The 17503-nt window shown below is 64.0% G+C and carries 15 protein-coding genes; 6 read left to right on the top strand and 9 right to left on the bottom strand.

The annotated features are described in order from the left end of the window. The coding region (locus AB843_RS09910; RefSeq protein WP_048646653.1) for a heavy metal translocating P-type ATPase at window positions 1-2155 on the bottom strand (2155 nt) is incomplete at its 3' end. 268 nt (window positions 2156-2423) lie between these two features. On the opposite strand from AB843_RS09910, the gene rpmG reads away from it, so the two are divergent. Next, window positions 2424-2591: a 50S ribosomal protein L33 gene (rpmG, locus tag AB843_RS09905; RefSeq protein ID WP_048646652.1), complete on the top strand. Its 168-nt coding sequence runs from the start codon at window positions 2424-2426 to the stop codon at window positions 2589-2591. An 835-nt stretch (window positions 2592-3426) separates the two neighbouring features. Here rpmG and AB843_RS09900 read toward each other — a convergent pair. Together AB843_RS09900 and AB843_RS09895 are read right to left on the bottom strand one after the other, a co-directional pair. Next, entirely contained in the window at window positions 3427-4800 is a 1374-nt protein-coding gene (locus AB843_RS09900; protein WP_048646651.1) for a PleD family two-component system response regulator, read from the bottom strand. Window positions 4801-4883: 83 nt separating this feature from the next. Beyond that, window positions 4884-5255, bottom strand: coding sequence for a response regulator (locus AB843_RS09895; protein WP_008597985.1), 372 nt, complete (start codon window positions 5253-5255; stop codon window positions 4884-4886). A gap of 253 nt (window positions 5256-5508) precedes the next feature. On the opposite strand from AB843_RS09895, the gene AB843_RS09890 reads away from it, so the two are divergent. Both AB843_RS09890 and AB843_RS09885 read left to right on the top strand, forming a co-directional pair. Further along, entirely contained in the window at window positions 5509-5793 is a 285-nt protein-coding gene (locus tag AB843_RS09890) for a DUF3572 domain-containing protein (RefSeq protein WP_048646650.1), read from the top strand. 19 nt (window positions 5794-5812) lie between these two features. Then, the gene (locus tag AB843_RS09885; RefSeq protein ID WP_048646649.1) at window positions 5813-6571 is read left to right on the top strand and encodes a hypothetical protein; all 759 of its coding nucleotides are present in this window, start codon (window positions 5813-5815) and stop codon (window positions 6569-6571) included. Between the two features lie 119 nt (window positions 6572-6690). On the opposite strand, the gene AB843_RS09880 is transcribed toward AB843_RS09885, so the two are convergent. Next, window positions 6691-7266 carry a GNAT family N-acetyltransferase gene (locus AB843_RS09880; RefSeq protein ID WP_048646648.1) on the bottom strand — a complete coding sequence of 192 codons (576 nt, stop codon included), beginning with the start codon at window positions 7264-7266 and terminating at the stop codon, window positions 6691-6693. Between the two features lie 97 nt (window positions 7267-7363). On the opposite strand from AB843_RS09880, the gene AB843_RS09875 reads away from it, so the two are divergent. Both AB843_RS09875 and AB843_RS09870 read left to right on the top strand, forming a co-directional pair. Then, a complete protein-coding gene (locus AB843_RS09875) occupies window positions 7364-8674 on the top strand; it encodes a DNA polymerase IV (RefSeq protein ID WP_206412842.1) in 1311 nt (436 codons plus the stop codon). Between the two features lie 299 nt (window positions 8675-8973). After that, window positions 8974-9609: a hypothetical protein gene (locus AB843_RS09870; RefSeq protein ID WP_048646646.1), complete on the top strand. Its 636-nt coding sequence runs from the start codon at window positions 8974-8976 to the stop codon at window positions 9607-9609. Between the two features lie 19 nt (window positions 9610-9628). Here AB843_RS09870 and AB843_RS09865 read toward each other — a convergent pair whose 3' ends face one another. Then, complete coding sequence (locus AB843_RS09865) at window positions 9629-9931, bottom strand: ArsR/SmtB family transcription factor (protein ID WP_048646645.1); 303 nt, start codon at window positions 9929-9931, stop codon at window positions 9629-9631. 54 nt (window positions 9932-9985) lie between these two features. Between AB843_RS09865 and AB843_RS09860 the strand changes: the two genes are divergently transcribed. Continuing rightward, a complete protein-coding gene (locus tag AB843_RS09860; protein ID WP_048646644.1) occupies window positions 9986-10936 on the top strand; it encodes a threonine/serine dehydratase in 951 nt (316 codons plus the stop codon). 16 nt (window positions 10937-10952) lie between these two features. Here AB843_RS09860 and AB843_RS09855 read toward each other — a convergent pair whose 3' ends face one another. From AB843_RS09855 to AB843_RS09840, 4 genes are all read right to left on the bottom strand, one after another. Next, window positions 10953-11978, bottom strand: a complete 1026-nt coding sequence (locus AB843_RS09855) for a M48 family metallopeptidase (RefSeq protein ID WP_048646643.1) — start codon at window positions 11976-11978, stop codon at window positions 10953-10955. A 35-nt stretch (window positions 11979-12013) separates the two neighbouring features. After that, window positions 12014-13099 carry a YjgN family protein gene (locus AB843_RS09850; protein ID WP_048646642.1) on the bottom strand — a complete coding sequence of 362 codons (1086 nt, stop codon included), beginning with the start codon at window positions 13097-13099 and terminating at the stop codon, window positions 12014-12016. 78 nt (window positions 13100-13177) lie between these two features. After that, on the bottom strand, window positions 13178-16699 hold the full coding sequence (gene dnaE, locus AB843_RS09845) for a DNA polymerase III subunit alpha (RefSeq protein WP_048646641.1): 3522 nt from the start codon (window positions 16697-16699) through the stop codon (window positions 13178-13180). Window positions 16700-16817: 118 nt separating this feature from the next. Next, on the bottom strand, window positions 16818-17501 hold the full coding sequence (locus tag AB843_RS09840) for an HAD hydrolase-like protein (RefSeq protein ID WP_048646690.1): 684 nt from the start codon (window positions 17499-17501) through the stop codon (window positions 16818-16820). Window positions 17502-17503 lie beyond the last annotated feature (2 nt).

The following is a 17503-nucleotide window of genomic DNA, read 5'->3' as shown; positions in this document are numbered from 1 at the left end:
CGTCGCCGGCCATCGCCACCTTGGCGCCCTTCGCCTGCAATTCATCGACCAGCGCCTTCTTGTCCTCCGGCAGGACATCGGCGCGCACCGCGTCGATGCCGAGCTTTTTCGCCACCGCCTCGGCCGTGCGCCGGTTGTCGCCGGTCGCCATGATGATGGTGAGGCCGCTTTCGTGCAGGGCGCGGATCGCCGATTGCGCGTTCGCCTTGATCGGATCGGCGACGGCGACAACGCCGGCCAGGACGCCATCGACGGAAACGAACATCGCCGTCTTGCCTTCGCTCTGCAGCCGCTCGGCGGTCTCCGTGAGCGCCACCATGGAGACGTTGCCCGCCTCCATCATCGCCGCATTGCCGAGCGCCACGCGCTTGCCCGCGACCTTGCCGGAAACGCCCTTGCCGGTGACCGCCTCGAAATCCTCGGCGGCCGACAAAGTGGCGCCTTCCGCCTCAGCGCCCTCGACGATGGCCTCGGCGAGCGGATGTTCGGAGCCGCGTTCCAGACTGGCCGCCAGCATCAGGAGATCGGCGCGCGCAACACCTTCGGCGGTCACCATGTCCGCCAGCTTCGGCCGGCCTTCCGTCAGCGTGCCGGTCTTGTCGACGATCAGCGTGTCGACGCCGGCAAAACGCTCCAGCGCCTCGGCGTCGCGGATCAGCACGCCGGCCTGCGCGCCCCTGCCCGTCGCCGTCATGATCGACATGGGCGTGGCCAGCCCAAGCGCGCAGGGACAGGCGATGATCAGCACGGAGACCGCCGAAACGATGGCGAAGATCATGCTTGGCTGCGGGCCGACCAGCGCCCAGACGATGAAGGCCGCGATCGCCACCAGCACCACGGCCGGCACGAACCAGGCAGCCACACGGTCCGCCAGTCCCTGGATCGGCGCGCGCGAGCGCTGGGCGGTCGCCACCATCTCGACGATGCGCGACAGCATGGTTTCGCTGCCGACCCGCTCGGCGCGCATCACCAGCGAGCCGTTCTTGTTGAGCGTGCCGCCGGTGACCGGGTCGCCCTCATTCTTCTCGACCGGCAGCGGCTCGCCACTGATCATCGATTCGTCGATCGCCGAGCGGCCTTCCTCGACGACGCCATCGACGGGCACGGATTCACCCGGCCGGATGCGCAGCCGGTCGCCCGTCTGCACCTCGTCGAGCGGCACGTCCCTTTCCGACCCGTCCTTGCCGATCAGCCGCGCCGTCTTCGGCGACAGGTCGAGCAGCGCGCGGATCGCCGAACCGGTGCGCTCGCGCGCCTTCAGTTCCAGCACCTGGCCAAGGAAGACCAGCGTGACAATGACGGCGGCCGCTTCGAAGTAGACGGGCACCGTCCCGCCATGGCCGCGGAAGGAATGCGGAAAAATGCCGGGAAAGAGCGTCGCCACCACCGAATAGACAAACGCGGCCCCGACGCCGATGGCGATCAGCGTCCACATGTTGGGGCTGCGGTTCAGAACCGACTGCCAGCCGCGCCTGAAGAACGGGAGAGCCGCCCACAGCACCACCGGCGTCGCCAAAACGAGCTCCAGCCATGCCGCCAGCGGTTCGCCCAGCCAGTCGCGCACCGGCAGCCCCAGCATCGGCCCCATGGCGATGACGGCAAGCGGCATGGTGAGGACCGCGCTGATCCAAAAGCGGCGCGTGAAATCGACGAGCTCGGGATTGGGGCCTTCCTCGCCGGTCGGCACGCCCATCGGCTCCAGCGCCATGCCGCATTTGGGGCAATCGCCCGGCCCGTCCCGGACGATCTCCGGATGCATCGGGCAGGTGTATTTCGTGCCCCTGGGCATTGGCTCCGGCTTCGGCCGGCCGCCCAGATAGCGACCGGGGTCGGCGGTGAATTTCTCCGCACAGCCGGACGAGCAGAAATAATGTTTCTCGCCCTCATGCTTGTGCATGTGCCGGGCCGTCGACCGGTCGACAGTCATGCCGCAGACCGGGTCCTTGGCGGTCAGATAGCTGTCGGGGTCCTTCATGAACTTGTCGCGGCATGAGGCGCAGCAGAAATGATAGGTGTGTCCGCCGTGCCGCGCGCTCGGCTTGCCCGCCTGCGGATCGACCGTCATGCCGCAAACGGGATCGCGAACGATCTCCGCCTGCCCGCCGGCGCCTTCCACATGATGATGATGGTCGTGTTCCGTGCCTTTTCCCGCCATGGGGCTTGCTCCGCAAATGCTGTTCATCGGTCGTCGCAACCGGGTATAGGGGTTCCAGTTGCCGGAAGGTCAAGGCCGGAAAAACGTCTGTTCATCGCAGGCATGAGACCGGAAGAACGCCGTTTTCACCGCGCCGGGCATGCCGAGCGGCCGAACCGGTCTTGACATTCCGGAGGTTCCCTTTATGTGTCCGCCAGACTTTTCGCAGTGGTGAGGAGGATTCTTCCACCGCGCGCATCGAGACATCATTCAGGAACGGACGAGAGACATGGCCAAGGCCACGACCATCAAGATCAAGCTCCAGTCGACGGCCGATACGGGTTTCTTCTATGTCGCGAAGAAAAACAGCCGCACGATGACGGACAAGATGACCAAGCGCAAATACGACCCCATTGCCAAGAAGCATGTGGAGTTCAAGGAAACCAAGATCAAATAGAATCTTTCGTTCCTGCGCACCGACGTTCAAACGCCGCCTTCGAGCGGCGTTTTTGTTTGTCCGGATTTTGCCGAGCCCGGGGCGGGGCCAAGCACGGCGGTGCGTGCCGCGCAGAGGCACCCGGGGAACGCTTTTTGAGGGAATTGGGGGTCGGCCGGCAAACTGGCAGCGGTACGAGGAGGCCACTATCAACCAGCGCCGACCGACCGACCCCACGGACCCAGGAGATGCGGCGGACCTGAGCATCATGGGGTATTTCCTGGAGGGTCGCGCAGGCTCGCAAACAAGCCCGTCGTTTCAACCTTCCCATCCGGCCGTGACACTTGCGCAAGCCAATTGGAAAATCAACACTTACTTAACCATGGGCGCCAACTCCCTAGTATTAGGGTAAATATGGCCCGGTGCTTGCTTAGGGTCAGGACCTGTTAATCTTTCTGGATTGGTATGAGTCAATTTGCCTGGAGAGGAGGCGCAAGCCTGCAGGAAACCATCCGGTTTTCAAAGGCTTGCAACGCTCTCTCCAGGAAAATTGGCCATATCCCCAAGGGACGGACGATGGACTTTGAACTGCCGCGTCGAGCCCCTTGGCCGGGCGTAAGCCCGTCCTGCGCGTCTCTCCTTGCATTTCCGCGTCCATCGTCCGCCAATCCAGCAAGATTAATAGGTCCTGACCCTAGCTCCAAGCAGCCATATGGCTAAGAAGCATCACTCTTTCGTCGATTGCCACCTGACGTCATGCCGCGCATCATGCATCGGCCGGCGGCCGGGCATCGGCTGGTCGGCCTTTCGAGGCATCCAGTCATCGGCAAAAGCCCGTCATCGGCAGATGATCGCGTCAGGCCGCCGGCGCGGCAACGCGGTTACGGCCACCCGTCTTGGCTTCGTAGAGCGCCAGATCGGCGCGCTTCATCAGGGCGGCAGCCGTGTCACTGCCGCGGTGCAGTTCGGCGACGCCCAGGCTGGTGGTGACGGCAATGGCGTTGGCGCCGCCGTCGACGGCGAACGGCTCGCCGGCAATCTCCACGCGCAACCGTTCGGCCACCTTCTCGGCGACCCCCAGTGTGGTGTCGGGCATGACGACGACAAATTCCTCGCCGCCATAGCGGCAGATCAGGTCGATGCCGCGAATGTTGCGCCGCAGCCGGTCGGCGAATTCGCGCAGGACGTCGTCGCCGCCATCATGGCCCCAGCGGTCGTTGATGGATTTGAAACTGTCGATGTCGGCCATCATCACCGACAGCGGCCGGCGCCGCGACACGGCGCGTTCGAACAGCGTCTGCAGATGATTTTCCAGATAGCGCCGGTTGTGCAGGCCGGTCAGAGGATCGGTGACCGCCATCTCCATCGTCTCGGTGACGCTGGAGCGCAGGCGGTCATTGTAGCGCTTGCGGCGCAATTGCGTGCGCAGGCGGGCGATCAGTTCCTGCCGGTCGACGACACGGACCACGTAATCATTGACCGCCAGTTCCAGAGCCCTGGCAATGCGCTCGTCCTCGCCCTCGTCGGCGATCAGGATGATCGGCAGCAGCCTCGTGCGATCGAGCGCGCGCAATTGCGAACACAGCCGCAGCGGGTCATAGGCGGAAAACCCGGTTCCCACCAGCACGCATTCATACGTTCCCTCGGCGGCGCGGAAGAACCCGGCCTGCGGATCATCCTCGACATCGACCGAGAAGGCGCCGCGCAACATGGAGGCGATGCGGGCCGAGGAATGATTGTCCTCGTCGATCAAGAGCACTTTGGGTGCTGGCTCGTTCTCCACGCCCTGCCCGTTCAAGAACTGCTCCAGGCCGACATTGCGCGTCGTCATCGCCCGCAGGCGCAACTCGTCCGTCAGCGTCTTCAGGCGCGCCAGGCTCTTCACCCGGGTGATGAGCTGCAGATCGTTGACCGGCTTGGACAGGAAATCGTCGGCGCCGGCCTCAAGACCGCGAACCCGGTCGGCGGACTGGTCGAGGGCGGTGATCATGACGACGGGAATGTGCTGCGTGGCCGGATCGGCTTTCAGCCGCCGGCAGACCTCGAACCCGTCCATGCCCGGCATCATCACATCGAGCAGGATGACGTCAACCTTGCCGCCTTCGCAGATATCGAGAGCTTCGGCGCCGCTGAAGGCAGCCAGAACCTCGAAATATTCGGCCAGAAGACGCACTTCGAGCAGCTTTACATTGGAAGGCACGTCATCGACGACCAGGATGCGCGCGGTCATGGCCGGTTCCTCCTAGAGCGCCATGCGTCCATTCGGACGCATAAAGAACGATGCTGCAGAGCCGTAAATTCGCAGGCGGAGCATCACGCATCCCCCAGATATGACTTGATGGTCTCGATGAAGCTGGCGACAGAGATCGGCTTGGAGATGTACGCCTCGCATCCTCCCTGCCGGATCCGCTCCTCGTCGCCCTTCATGGCGAACGCCGTCACGGCGATGACGGGGATCGTGTGCAGGTCATCGTCCTGCTTGAGCCACTTGGTGACTTCGAGGCCGGAGACTTCCGGCAACTGGATGTCCATGAGGATCAGGTCGGGCCGGTGCTCGCGCGCCAGGTCGAGCGCGTGCAACCCGTCGCGGGTGCGCACCGTGTCGTAACCACTGGCTTCGATGAGATCGCGAAAGAGCTTCATGTTCAGCTCGTTGTCTTCAACGATCATAACCTTTTTCGGCATTCACCCCGTCCCGTTGTATCGCGTCCGCGCCCGCAGTTTGCCGCGTCTCGTCCGGATATGTCCCCGATGCGAATTTCAGCGCAATCGTCGCGCAATTTGATTTATGAATCGGTAATTATCGACTTTGATTTGTCCGGTTCAAGCCTTGCCTGCCTGCGAGGATGCCCGCAACCGGCGATAATGTAAAATACCGACACGAAACGCGCCTGTGTCACCCGCTGGCGCGCGAGCAACACATTGGGAAGGAAGCACCATGCAGCGCGAGGAAGCTGAAACGATCGCCGTGTCGGCTCTGTCGTTCATCGCCGCCGAGCCCGAGCTCCTGTCGCGTTTTCTGGCGCTGACCGGCATCGAAGCCGGCGATATACGCCAGGCGGCCGCCGAACCCGGCTTCCTGGCCGGTGTGATGCAATTCATCCTGGCGCATGAGCCGACCGTTCTGCGCTTTTCGCAAGCAAGCGGCATCGCACCGGCGGCGATCGGCGCAGCCCTCACCGCCCTGCCGCACGGCGCGCCGAGCTACGATATCCAACCCTGAGCGGAACGGGGCAAGCTCGATGAGCGACGATCTAGAAACCATGCGGCAGATCGCCGAATTGGCTGAGAGCGATCTGCCCCTGCTGGTTCTCGATGTCGACGATGTGATTCTCGAATTCATCCGGCCCTTTCCGGTCTATCTGCGCGAACGCGGCTTCGAGTTGAAATTCGATTCCTTCAGCCTGAACGGCAACATCGCCGACCTCGCCTCCGGCGCGCGCATCGGCAAGGATCATGTGTCGCAACTGGTCGACGATTTCTTCGACGTTCAGCATGACTGGCAGGAACTTGCCGAGAACGCCGCCGAGATCATCGCCGGCCTTGCCGGTTCGGCGGAGGTCGTTCTCCTGACGGCGATGCCGCACCGTCACCGCGCCAGGCGTCGCGCCCTGCTCGACAATCTCGACCTGCCCTACCCGCTGGTCACCACGGAGCGGGCGAAAGGTCCGGCGATCAAATTGCTGCGCGGGACGCATCCCCGTCCCGTCGCCTTCGTCGACGACATGTACCACAATCTGATTTCGGCGCGCGACGCGGTCGCCGACGCGCATCTGTTCCACCTGTTGCATCGGCCCGAAAATCGGAATCGATTTTCGGAAAGCACGATGCATAGATTCAGAGTGTTAGAGCGTCCTTGTGTCGCGTCCAAATGGACGCACGGCGCTCTAATGGCCGACAATTCGGTGCGCGCCCTGCTTCCGCCGGTGCCCGAAGGCATCACGCGGGTCGAACACTGGCGCGAGGCGGGACCGACGATCGCCCGCGCGCTCGGCGTGTGAGCGGCGGCATGCCAGGATTTCGCCAATCCGCATCCGCCAGCGAACACTCTACCCCCCTTTGCATCCGTGTATCCATGCATCGTGGTTCCCGAAAACCGCCTCGTTTTTCGGGCCATTGCCTAGAGCACCAACCGCATCAGCGGACGCCCGGCCTTGCGCTCGGCAACTCTTTCAAAGCCCGCCTTGTCGAAGACAGCGGCCGAACCGACGAACAGGCCGATCGACCGCGAATCCCTTGACAAGGTCATCGGACAAGCCTCGAGAAACCTGGCGCCATTACCCCGTGCATGGGCAATCCCCGCCGCGACGAGCTGGTGGGTCAGCCCCTGCCGGCGCGCTGCGCTGCGCAGGAAAAAACACGAAATCGCCCAGAACGCGGGATCATCAGCCTCGGCCTTGTCGAGCGGTGCGGAGACCCGGCCGCCATTGTTCCATTCGGGCACGTCGGCGCGCGGGCCGATCTGCATCCAGCCATCGGCGCGCGCGCCGTCCATGGCCAACAGGCCGGGCGGCGGCCCCGCCATGATCCGCGCCCTGATATGATCCTTGTTGCGCTCCCGGTCATTGTCGCGCCGCATCGCCGGCGGCAGGCGGAAATGCGTGCACCAGCAGCCGTAACAAGCGCCCTGCTTGCCGAACAGCGCCTCGAAAGCCGGCCACAAATCCGCTGTCAGCGGTCTGAACGAGCGCTCCACAAAACCTCCTCCGCACCGCGCCTTCCGCCGCAGTACCTTGTGCCGCGATGGTGTTTCCAGTATCATGCGTGTTCACTTTATGTTCACATGGCCTGCCATGACTGTCAACGCCCTTCCGCACGGATTCTGCCGCGATTGCCTGGCCCCGGCGGATGCGGCGACACGGCGCTGCCGCGCCTGCGGCAGCCCACGGCTGCTGCGCCATGCGGAGCTTGCCGCGCTGAGCCTGGCGCACATCGATTGCGACGCATTCTACGCGGCGGTCGAAAAGCGCGACAATCCCGAGCTGCGCGACAAGCCGGTGATCATCGGCGGCGGCAAGCGGGGTGTCGTCTCGACGGCCTGCTACATCGCCCGCATCAGTGGCGTCCGCTCGGCAATGCCGATGTTCAAGGCGCTGGAAGCCTGCCCGACGGCGGTGGTCGTCAAGCCGGACATGGAGAAATACGTCCGCGTCGGGCGCCAGGTGCGCGACATGATGCAGGCGCTGACGCCGATGGTCGAGCCGATCTCCATCGACGAGGCGTTTCTCGATCTCGCCGGCACGCAAAGACTGCACGGCGCACCGCCGGCGCTGGTGCTTGCCCGCTTTGCCCGCCAGATCGAGCTGGAGATCGGCATTACCGTGTCGGTCGGCCTTTCCTATTGCAAGTTTCTCGCCAAGATCGCCTCCGACCGCGACAAGCCGCGCGGCTATTCGGTGATCGGCCGGGCGGAAGCCGTGTCGTTTCTCGCCCAACAGCCGGTCACACTGATCTGGGGTGTCGGCAAGGCGTTCGCCGCGACGCTGGCGAGCGACGGCCTGCGCAGCATCGGCCAGTTGCAGACCATGGAGCGCGGCGACCTGATGCGCCGTTACGGAACGATGGGCGACCGGCTCTACCACCTGTCGCGCGGCATGGACGAACGCAGCGTCAAACCGCGCAGCGAGGCGAAAAGCGTTTCCTCCGAAACCACGTTCGATACCGATCTGTCACGCCCGGACGATCTGGTGCCGGTGCTGCGCGCCCTGTCGGAGCGTGTGTCGGCGCGTCTGAAGAAAGCCGACATCGCCGGGCGCACGATCGTCCTCAAATTGAAGACGGCGGACTTCCGCATTCGCACCCGAAACCGGCAGCTCGGCGACCCGACCCGGCTCGCCGACCGCATCTTTCACACGGGCCTCGAAATGCTCAAGCGCGAGACGGACGGCACGCGCTATCGTTTGCTCGGCATCGGCGTCAGCGACCTGACCGATGCCGCCAAGGCCGATCCGCCGGACCTGGTCGACCGCCTGTCGCACAAGCGGGCGCTGGCCGAGGGCGCCATCGACAGCCTGCGCGAGAAATTCGGCAAGCAGGCGGTGGAGACCGGTTATACGTTCGGCCGTGGCCGTGCGGGTCGCCCGCCCCGCGACAGCGAGAGCTGAAACGCCATGCCATCGGCCGGGTTCGGCGCCGAGCAGCCGTTTCAGACCGGATCGGTGATTCACGGAAACGCTGTCTTGACCCAACTCTTTGATCTTACGCGCTTTTGCGACATGCGGGGTTTCGAAGTCATGAAGGAAACCTGCCGAAATCATGTTTGATGTCCAAGACGCCCAACCGCCAGTCAATCAGCCGATTGAAGAGCGCTCCGGGGATTGGCGCGCAAGAACGGAAAAATGATTGCCGCTTCTTCAAGACAATCCTAAAAATGAACAGGGCATGTCTTGAGGGTGGAGGTTCCATGTTTCGCAATACTACGACACTCGCTACATTTCTTCTTGCACTGCTGGTAGCCGCCCCGGTTTCGGCCGATGACTATCGGCACAACCAGACCGACCATTTCGGTTTCGCCACTGCCAGGCTCGCCGAGCGGTTCTCGCTCAAAACCATGTGCACGGTTTCCGGCGGCACGATCCAGGACCGCATTGACAGTGTCGCCCGCTTCCTTCCCGACATCGGCATCGATATCGGTGAGCTTGTGAAGACAGCGGCGCTTGCCGACGGCGAGGCGCTGTGCGGCCTGAAGCATTATCGCGGCGAAACGCCGGCCTCCTTCCCGGCGCGAACCAAGGGCTTCAAGCTGGATATACGGACCTGGAGCGGCGGCAGGAAGATCGGCGGCGGCGGCCCGATGGCCGCTTGCAGCAGGTTCTTCGTCAACAAGACCGGGCTCTGCTACGAACTGATCGGTCTCGGCGACAACGAGAAGCGCCAGAAAGCCGATGGCGTCAGCGCCTGTATCGAGACCGAGCTGCAGGACGGCAAGACCGTGTCGATGGTGATCTATGCCGGAAGCGTGCCCGAACCGGTCTCAGTGCTTGCCAACGACGAGGCGACCGCCATCCAGCACAAGGCCTGCGCTGAGCGCGACTACTGATTTCGCCTGGAGCGGGTGTTCACAGCTCGGCGAAAAAACCCTGCTTCAATGCGGTGATCCGCTCCTCGGCGCGCCGGTAGAAAATCCATTGCTTGATGCGCTTCGGCTGCACCAGCCCGGCCTGCACGAGAATGCGCATGTGCTCGCTGAGCGTCGCCTGCGAGATGCCGAGCTTCTCGGCGATCAGCACCGCGCAAACCCCGTCCTCGATCAGGTCGCCATCGACTTGCGGCGGAAAATGGCCGCGCGGATCCTTCAGCCATGCCAGGATGGCGAGGCGGCGTTCATTGGCCAGCGCCTTGATGATGTCGATCTCTTGCATTTCGTTAATTTGCTAAGTAACGAAATAGAAGTCAATCACCGTCGCGAGCAAGCCATGTCCCCGATCACGCCAGAACAGATTGCAGAGGCCGAAGCGCTGATACGGCCGCACATCCGCCACACGCCGGTGCTCGGCATCGACCTGGCTGATTTCGGCCTTGCTTCGTCACCGGTGCAGCTCAAGCTCGAACTGCTCCAGCACACCGGATCCTTCAAGGTGCGCGGCGCATTCACCAATCTTCTGACCCGGGTCGTTCCCAAGGCCGGCGTTGCCGCAGCCTCGGGCGGCAATCATGGTGCGGCGGTGGCTTATGCGGCGATGCGGCGCGGCGTGCCGGCCACCATCTTCGTTCCCGCCATCACCTCCCCGGCCAAGGCGGAGCGCATTCGCGGCTACGGCGCCAGTCTGGTCATTGCCGGCGAACGCTACGCCGACGCACTGGCGGCCAGCGAGGCCTTCGTCACCGAAACCGGCGCGCTTGCCATCCACGCCTTCGACCAGCCCGAAACGCTGATCGGCCAGGGGACGCTCGGCACCGAGATCGAAAGCGACCTGCCCGACATCGACACCCTTCTGGTGGCGGTCGGCGGCGGCGGGCTGATTGGCGGCATTGCCGCCTGGTTTCAGGGCCGCGTCAGGATTGTCGCGGTCGAGCCGGAGGGCGCGCCGACCCTGTCGAACGCCCTGCAGGCCGGCGAACCCGTTGACAGCAGGACAGAGGGCGTCGCCGCCGATTCGCTGGCGCCACGGCGCGTCGGCAGCCTGATGTTCCCCATTGCGCAGAAATTCATCGCCCAATCGCTGCTCGTATCGGACGCGGCGATTGTCGAGGCACAGCGCACATTGTGGGACAGATTGCGCCTCGTCCTGGAACCCGGAGGCGCGGCGGCGTTCGCCGCCCTGCAATCGGGAAAATACCAGCCGGCGAAAGGCGAACAGGTTGCCGTCCTCCTGTGCGGCGCCAACACGGATGCCGTGTCATTCGCAACCAAGGCGAATGGTTAGGAGCCGCAGCGGAACGCTAGCCATCCCAGCCGAGCCCGCGGGCAGCCTCCAGAACGGCCTGGCGCCGATCCTGCGTGCCCGGATGGGTCGACAGCCATCCGGTTTCGCTCGAGCCGCCGCTGGTTCCGACGATCCGATCCAGAAGATCGACGAACGCCGTCGGGTCGCGCCCGGCCCTGACCATCAGGGCAACGCTGAAACGATCGGCATCGGCCTCGAAACCACGCGCATAGACAAGTGTCTGAAAGGCCGCGGCCTGCGTCACCACATCGTCGACGAGCTGGCTCGCATCGCCACCGATGACGCCGATCATGAAACCGATGCCAAGCACGCGGTAGATCTGCTTCAGCGAATGCCGCTCGCGCACATGGCCGATCTCATGCGCCATCACGCCGGCGATCTCGTCATCTGTTTCGGCCAACTTCACCAGATCGTCGGTGACGATGATCGTCCCGCCGGGCAAGGCGAGCGCATTGGCGCCGACAACCCCGCCTTCGCGCAGGAGCAGACGCAATTGCGGCCCTGCCGGCTCGACCATGGCCGACAACTCGCCAAAAATCCTCCGCAAGCGCGCTTGCGTCTCTTCGTCCAGCTCGGAAGGTGAAAACACCGTCCGGTCGACGGTTTCCAGCGTGCCGCGATCCATGGCCGCAACCACCACGGGCGGGGTGACCGCGGCAGCCCCCGTTGCCAAAAGCGGAATGCCGAAGCGGTAGATGAGAAACAGCAGCCCGACCACGGCGACAGCGGCCACCGCGACAAACGCCAGGCTCTTCTCCAGTTGCGCCAGCCGGGCAAAAAAGCCGCCACGGACCCGCAGCAGGCCGTCGATATCGGCGCCGTGCGGCGCCTCGAACACGCCGCCATCGGCAAAGGTAAGCTTGCGCGGCACACCGGCCAGCGGATCAGAAACCTTCGGCATGCCCGGCTGCAAAACATCGTCCTGCCGGTCCAGATGCAGGATCAGCCCCTGTTCCGTGTTGCGCAGATCGGCACTGATGGCGCGCGACGAGCCGGGTGGAAAATAGCGTCCCTGGATCATGCCCCTGCTTTTACCTATCCACCTGTAAACTCGTGCTAAAGGCCGAAATCGATGCCCTCGATGTCAAAAAACTCCGCCGCTCCGACATTGCCTTCAGGCGCCGCTCCGTCGACGAAATGGTCGAGCGAGCCGACGGCCTGCAATCCGGTCGAACTGGCCAGATAGCGCCAGGTCCGCACCGCGGCCCAGGGGCGCAGGAGGCCGAGCGTCAACAGCGTGGCGAAAAGGTTCGACACAAGGATCCACACATAGCGAAACCGCCCGACACGGGACGACAGGCGGTGCGCACCATCGAGCGTCGTGTGATTGAAGGCGACGTTGCGCACCCCGGCGGCATAGAACAGATAAGCGAGCGTCAGCGCCACATATCCGCCGACCATTGCACCGATGATCGGCCCGCTGGAAATCAGACGGAGAAGGGCCTCCTCGCCGTCCTCCGCCAGCCCGCCTATGGTTGATGCTCCCGTACCGATGACAAAACCCAGCCCGCTGCAGACCAGCGCGACCAGGATCACGAACAGGACGGTGGCGCCCAGATTGGCGTAGAGCGCGCCAAGCGGAGCGCGCGTGTCGAAGCGCGCCATGCCATAGCCCAGATGCCGGCCGATATAATTGTTGGCCAGCCGCGAGGCGACCGGCGCCAGAAGGCCAAGCGACAGGATGGTCGCCAACGGCATCACAATGAACACGCCGAGCGCGCCGAGATAGCTGCCGCGGAAATTGAGCCGCACATTGCGGTAGCTGGTCATGCGCGCATTGAACGCCATCGACTTGTTGAGGAGCCAGGGAAAAACCAGGATGTAGAGGATGATCAGAAGGCCGAAGAAGGGCGAAACGCTGACCAGCAGGTTGTAGACGATCAGCAGTGCGACCACGATGACCCTGCCAAGCAGGATTTTGATCGGCCGGGCGTGGTACTCGAAATTATGCCCGTCAAGCCATGTGTTTCCATAGAAATAGCGCAACCGCCGCACCTTGGCCCAGGCGGTGTAGATGCCGAGCGTGACGATCGACAACAGAAGATTGACGATCCAGATGCCGAAATACTCGACCGCTTTGCCTGTAAACGAGAAGCGCAGCTCCCGGACGTCGCTTCCTGCTCCGATCGTGTTCTGGTCCATGGTCTTAAAAGCCTTATCCAAAAATTGATTGTCGAAAAATTGCCTGTCTACTGCCTGCAGCGTGCCGACGCTATCGGGTCAGACCAGTTCCACGTCCACCACGCCGGGCACCGCGCGCATGGCGGCGGCAATTTGTGGCGAGATGCGGTAGCGATCCGGCAGACCGACCTCGATCTCGCCCTGTCCGCCTTCCTTGATGACGACCAGGCTCACCTGCGCGTCGCCACGCTGGCCAAGCTGCGCCGAGATGGCCGATAGCGGGCCCGGGTCGCGCACATAGACGCGCAGCGCCTTCTGCATGCGGCAGGCTTCTTCCTCCAGCGACTGAACCGTCTGGATGCGCAGATTGACGCCTTCCGGCCGATCCTCCGCCGACACCATGATGACCACGGAGGAGCCCGCTTCCAGAAGGTCGCGATACTGCGCCAGGCCTTCGGAAAACAGCACCGCTTCATACTGGCCGGTGGCATCGGAAAGCTGGATGATGCCCATCTTGTTGCCGGTGCGCGTGCGCCGTTCCTGCTTCGAGGTCACCGTGCCGGCGAGCCGCCCGGCCGTCGCCCCCTTCTTCACCGCCGCCTGGAAATCGCCCCAGTTCTGTACACGCATCTTGTCCAGCGCCTCGGCATATTCGTCGAGCGGATGCGCCGAGAGATAACAGCCGACCACCTGGAACTCGCGGTGCAGCTTCTCGGCCGCCGGCCAAGGATCGGCAACGGGCAGATGCAGCTTCTGCGGTTCGCCGCCGGCCGACAGGCCGAAAATATCGCCCTGCCCCATCGCCGCGTCCTCGGCAGCCCTGGCCGCCATGCCCATCAGCCGGTCGATGCCGGCAAACAAGGCTGCCCGTTCGATGCCGAAACAGTCGAAGGCGCCGGCCTGGATCAGGCTTTCCAGCACGCGCTTGCCGACGATCTTCGGATCGATACGGGCGCAGAAATCCTCCAGATTGGCGAAGGGCTGTTCTTCGCGTTTTTCGACGATGTGCTCGACAGCCGCGTCGCCCACCCCCTTGATCGCCGCCAGCGAGTAGAAGATGCGGTTTTCGCCGACCTCGAAATCGCGATGCGAGGTCAGCACGGAGGGCGACACCACTTCGATGCCGAGCCTGAGCGCGTCACGGCGGAAATCGTTCAGCTTGTCGCTGTTGGCCATGTCGTAGGTCATCGACGCGGCCAGGAATTCGACCGGGTGATGCGCCTTCAGATAGGCCGTCTGGTAGGAGACGATGGCATAGGCGGCCGCGTGCGACTTGTTGAAGCCGTAATCGGCGAACTTCGCCAGAAGGTCGAAGATGAAATTCGCCTGCGGCTTGGCCACGCCGCGTTCCGTCGCCCCCTTCACGAAGATGCCGCGCTGCTTTTCCATCTCGGCGCGGATCTTCTTGCCCATGGCGCGACGCAGCAGATCCGCCTGTCCAAGCGTGTAGCCGGCCAGTTCCTGGGCGATCTGCATCACCTGTTCCTGGTAGACGATGACGCCCTGCGTCTCCTTCACCAGATGGTCGATCTTCGGATGGATCGAGGCGATTTCCTCTTCACCATGCTTGCGCGCATTGTAGGTGGGGATGTTCTCCATCGGCCCGGGGCGATAGAGCGCCACCAGGGCGATGATGTCCTCGATGCGGTCGGGCTTCATGCCGATCAGCGCCTTGCGCATGCCCGCCGATTCCACCTGGAACACGCCGACCGTCTCGCCGCGCGACAGCATGGCGTAGCTGTCGGGGTCGTCGAGCGGAATGCGCGCCAGGTCGATCTCGATGCCGCGCCGGCGGATCAGCTTGACCGCCTTTTCCAGCACCGTCAGCGTCTTCAGGCCGAGGAAGTCGAACTTCACCAGCCCGGCCTGCTCGACCCATTTCATGTTGAACTGGGTGACCGGCATGTCGGAGCGCGGATCGCGGTACATCGGCACCAGCTCGGACAGGGGCCGGTCGCCGATGACGATGCCGGCGGCGTGCGTCGAGGCATGCCGGTAGAGCCCTTCGAGCTTCTGCGCCATCTCGAGCAGCGTGCCGACGATCGGTTCCTTCTCCACCTCCTCGGCAAAGCGCGGCTCGTCCTCGATCGCCTTGGGCAGGGGCGTCGGGTTGGCCGGGTTCGACGGCACCATCTTGCACAGCCGGTCGACCTGGCCATAGGGCATCTGCAGGACGCGGCCCACGTCGCGCAGCACGGCGCGCGCCTGCAAGGTTCCGAAGGTGATGATCTGCCCCACCTGGTCGCGGCCATACTTGCCCTGCACGTAGCGGATCACCTCCTCGCGGCGGTCCTGGCAGAAGTCGATGTCGAAATCGGGCATCGACACGCGGTCGGGATTGAGGAAGCGCTCGAACAGCAGCGAGAAGCGCAGCGGGTCGACATCGGTGATGGTCAGCGCATAGGCGACCAGCGAGCCGGCGCCCGAACCGCGCCCCGGCCCAACGGGAATGTCCTGCGCCTTGGCCCATTTGATGAAATCGGCAACGATCAGGAAGTAGCCCGGGAATTTCATCCGCTCGATCACGCCGAGCTCATAGTCGAGCCGCTCGGCATAATGTTCCAGCGAAAACCCCTCGGTCATGCCGAACGTCGCGATGCGCTTGTCGAGGCCCTCGCGCGCCTGCCGGCGCAATTCGTCCGCCTCCGCCTGCAGCGCGGCCTCGGGATCGTCCGTGTCGCCGCCGGTGAAGCGCGGCAGGATCGGCGCATGGGTTTGCGTGAAATAGGAACAGCGCCGGGCGATCTCGATCGTGTTGTCGATGGCCTCCGGCAGATCGGCGAAAAGCCGCGCCATCTCCGCCTGCGGTTTCAGATAATTGTCCGGCGTCAGGCGGCGCCTGTCATCCATGGCGATGACCGCACCCTCGGCGATGGCGATCAACGCGTCATGCGCGTCGAAATCCTCGCGGGCGGGAAAGAACGCCTCGTTGGTGGCCACGAGCGGCAATTCATGCCGGTAGGCGAGATCGACGGCCGCCGCCTCCAGCGCCCGGTCGTAGCCCTGGAGCCGCTCGAGTTCCACATAAAGCCGGTTGCCGAAAAGCGCCTTCAGGAAAGCGAGCCGCGCCTCGGCCACCTCGGCCCGCTCGGCCTTCAGGGCCGCGCCCACCGGCCCGCGCGGGCCGCCGGTCAGGCAGATGATGCCGGCGCTGAGCTCGCGCAGCCAGGCAGCGGTAATGTGGGTTTCGGCGCCCGGCTCATTGTCCAGATAGGCGCGGCTGACCAGCCGGACGAGATTGGCATAGCCTTCTTCCGTGGCCGCCAGAAGCACGAGCGGGTCATGCTGCGCCATCATCTTGCGCCCATTGGCGCGGCGCGATTCGGTCAGCGCATCGTCGAAGGCCACGGCAAGCTGGCAGCCGATGATCGGCTGCAGGCCTTCCTTCGAAGCCTTTTGCGCGAATTCCAGCGCGCCGAACAGATTGTTGGTGTCGGTGACGGCAATCGCCGGCGCCTCGTCCTCCACCGCCTGCTTGATGACCTTGCCCAGTTGCAGGGCGCCTTCGAGCAGCGAATAGGCCGAATGGACGCGCAAATGGATGAACGGTCGCTCCGGACGTCTCTTCTCGCGTTCCGCCGCCACGAAAATGGGATCGCGGGATCGCTTGTCACTTGCCATGATGTGCCACTGTCATGCTGCGCCATTGTCCGGGTTTGCAGACTCAAGCCTCATTGTTCCGCATCGACCCCGCCCGGTAAAGAGCGCCCTGCCGGCACGCACCGGTTTGTTCGCTCTCTCAGGCGCTTTGCGGCGCAAGCATCGCATCGATGGCGGCCGGCAACTCGGCAGGTTTGGCAACGACGGCGGCGGCACCGGCCTCCTCCAGTTCCGCCCGGTCGCCAAATCCAAACAACACGCCAATGCCGGTGACACCGTTGGACTTGGCGCCGAGGATGTCGTGCATCCGGTCGCCGATCATCACCGCCCGCGATGCCTCGACCGGCTCGACAGCGAGGATATGCCGGATCAGATCCGCCTTGTTGGCGTTGGTGCCGTCGGGTGCTGAGCCATGCACCGCATCGAAAAAGCGGGTCAGGTCGAAATGGTCGAGGATGTCCCGGCTGTAGCTTTCCATTTTCGACGTGGCGAGGGACAGGAAGTAGCCGGCATCGACACAATGGGCGAGCACATCGACAATGCCGGGAATAAGCGCGTTCTCGAGTTTGCCGATGCGCTGATAGCGGGCGCGATAGTGTCCGACCGCCTGCCAGACGAGCGCCGCGTCCTCCGTTTCCAGCAATTGCGCGAAAGTGACCTGCAGCGGCGGCCCGATATGGGTGCGCAGCGCGTCGTCGCCCGGCGCCTCGCGCCCCATGGCCTCCATTGCATGCCGAATGCTGCGGGTGATGCCGACAAACGGGTCCGTCAACGTGCCGTCGAGATCGAAAAGGATCGCTGCCCGCTTATTGTCCTGCATCATCC

The sequence above is a fragment of the Nitratireductor soli genome, from assembly GCF_001050155.1.
GTDB classification, from domain to species: Bacteria; Pseudomonadota; Alphaproteobacteria; order Rhizobiales; family Rhizobiaceae; genus Nitratireductor; species Nitratireductor soli.
This window is presented reverse-complemented; position numbering and strand designations above follow the sequence as displayed.

What these genes read in the sequence shown, in the direction of transcription:
- AB843_RS09850 (WP_048646642.1), bottom strand. Translation starts at nt 13,099, where the DNA reads ATGGACCAGAACACGATCGGAGCAGGAAGCGACGTCCGGGAGCTGCGC.
- AB843_RS09840 (WP_048646690.1), bottom strand. Translation starts at nt 17,501, where the DNA reads ATGATGCAGGACAATAAGCGGGCAGCGATCCTTTTCGATCTCGACGGC.
- AB843_RS09865 (WP_048646645.1), bottom strand. Translation starts at nt 9,931, where the DNA reads ATGCAAGAGATCGACATCATCAAGGCGCTGGCCAATGAACGCCGCCTC.
- AB843_RS09860 (WP_048646644.1), top strand. Translation starts at nt 9,986, where the DNA reads ATGTCCCCGATCACGCCAGAACAGATTGCAGAGGCCGAAGCGCTGATA.
- AB843_RS09885 (WP_048646649.1), top strand. Translation starts at nt 5,813, where the DNA reads ATGAGCGACGATCTAGAAACCATGCGGCAGATCGCCGAATTGGCTGAG.
- AB843_RS09900 (WP_048646651.1), bottom strand. Translation starts at nt 4,800, where the DNA reads ATGACCGCGCGCATCCTGGTCGTCGATGACGTGCCTTCCAATGTAAAG.
- AB843_RS09875 (WP_206412842.1), top strand. Translation starts at nt 7,364, where the DNA reads ATGACTGTCAACGCCCTTCCGCACGGATTCTGCCGCGATTGCCTGGCC.
- dnaE (WP_048646641.1), bottom strand. Translation starts at nt 16,699, where the DNA reads ATGGCAAGTGACAAGCGATCCCGCGATCCCATTTTCGTGGCGGCGGAA.
- AB843_RS09870 (WP_048646646.1), top strand. Translation starts at nt 8,974, where the DNA reads ATGTTTCGCAATACTACGACACTCGCTACATTTCTTCTTGCACTGCTG.
- AB843_RS09890 (WP_048646650.1), top strand. Translation starts at nt 5,509, where the DNA reads ATGCAGCGCGAGGAAGCTGAAACGATCGCCGTGTCGGCTCTGTCGTTC.
- AB843_RS09895 (WP_008597985.1), bottom strand. Translation starts at nt 5,255, where the DNA reads ATGCCGAAAAAGGTTATGATCGTTGAAGACAACGAGCTGAACATGAAG.
- AB843_RS09855 (WP_048646643.1), bottom strand. Translation starts at nt 11,978, where the DNA reads ATGATCCAGGGACGCTATTTTCCACCCGGCTCGTCGCGCGCCATCAGT.
- rpmG (WP_048646652.1), top strand. Translation starts at nt 2,424, where the DNA reads ATGGCCAAGGCCACGACCATCAAGATCAAGCTCCAGTCGACGGCCGAT.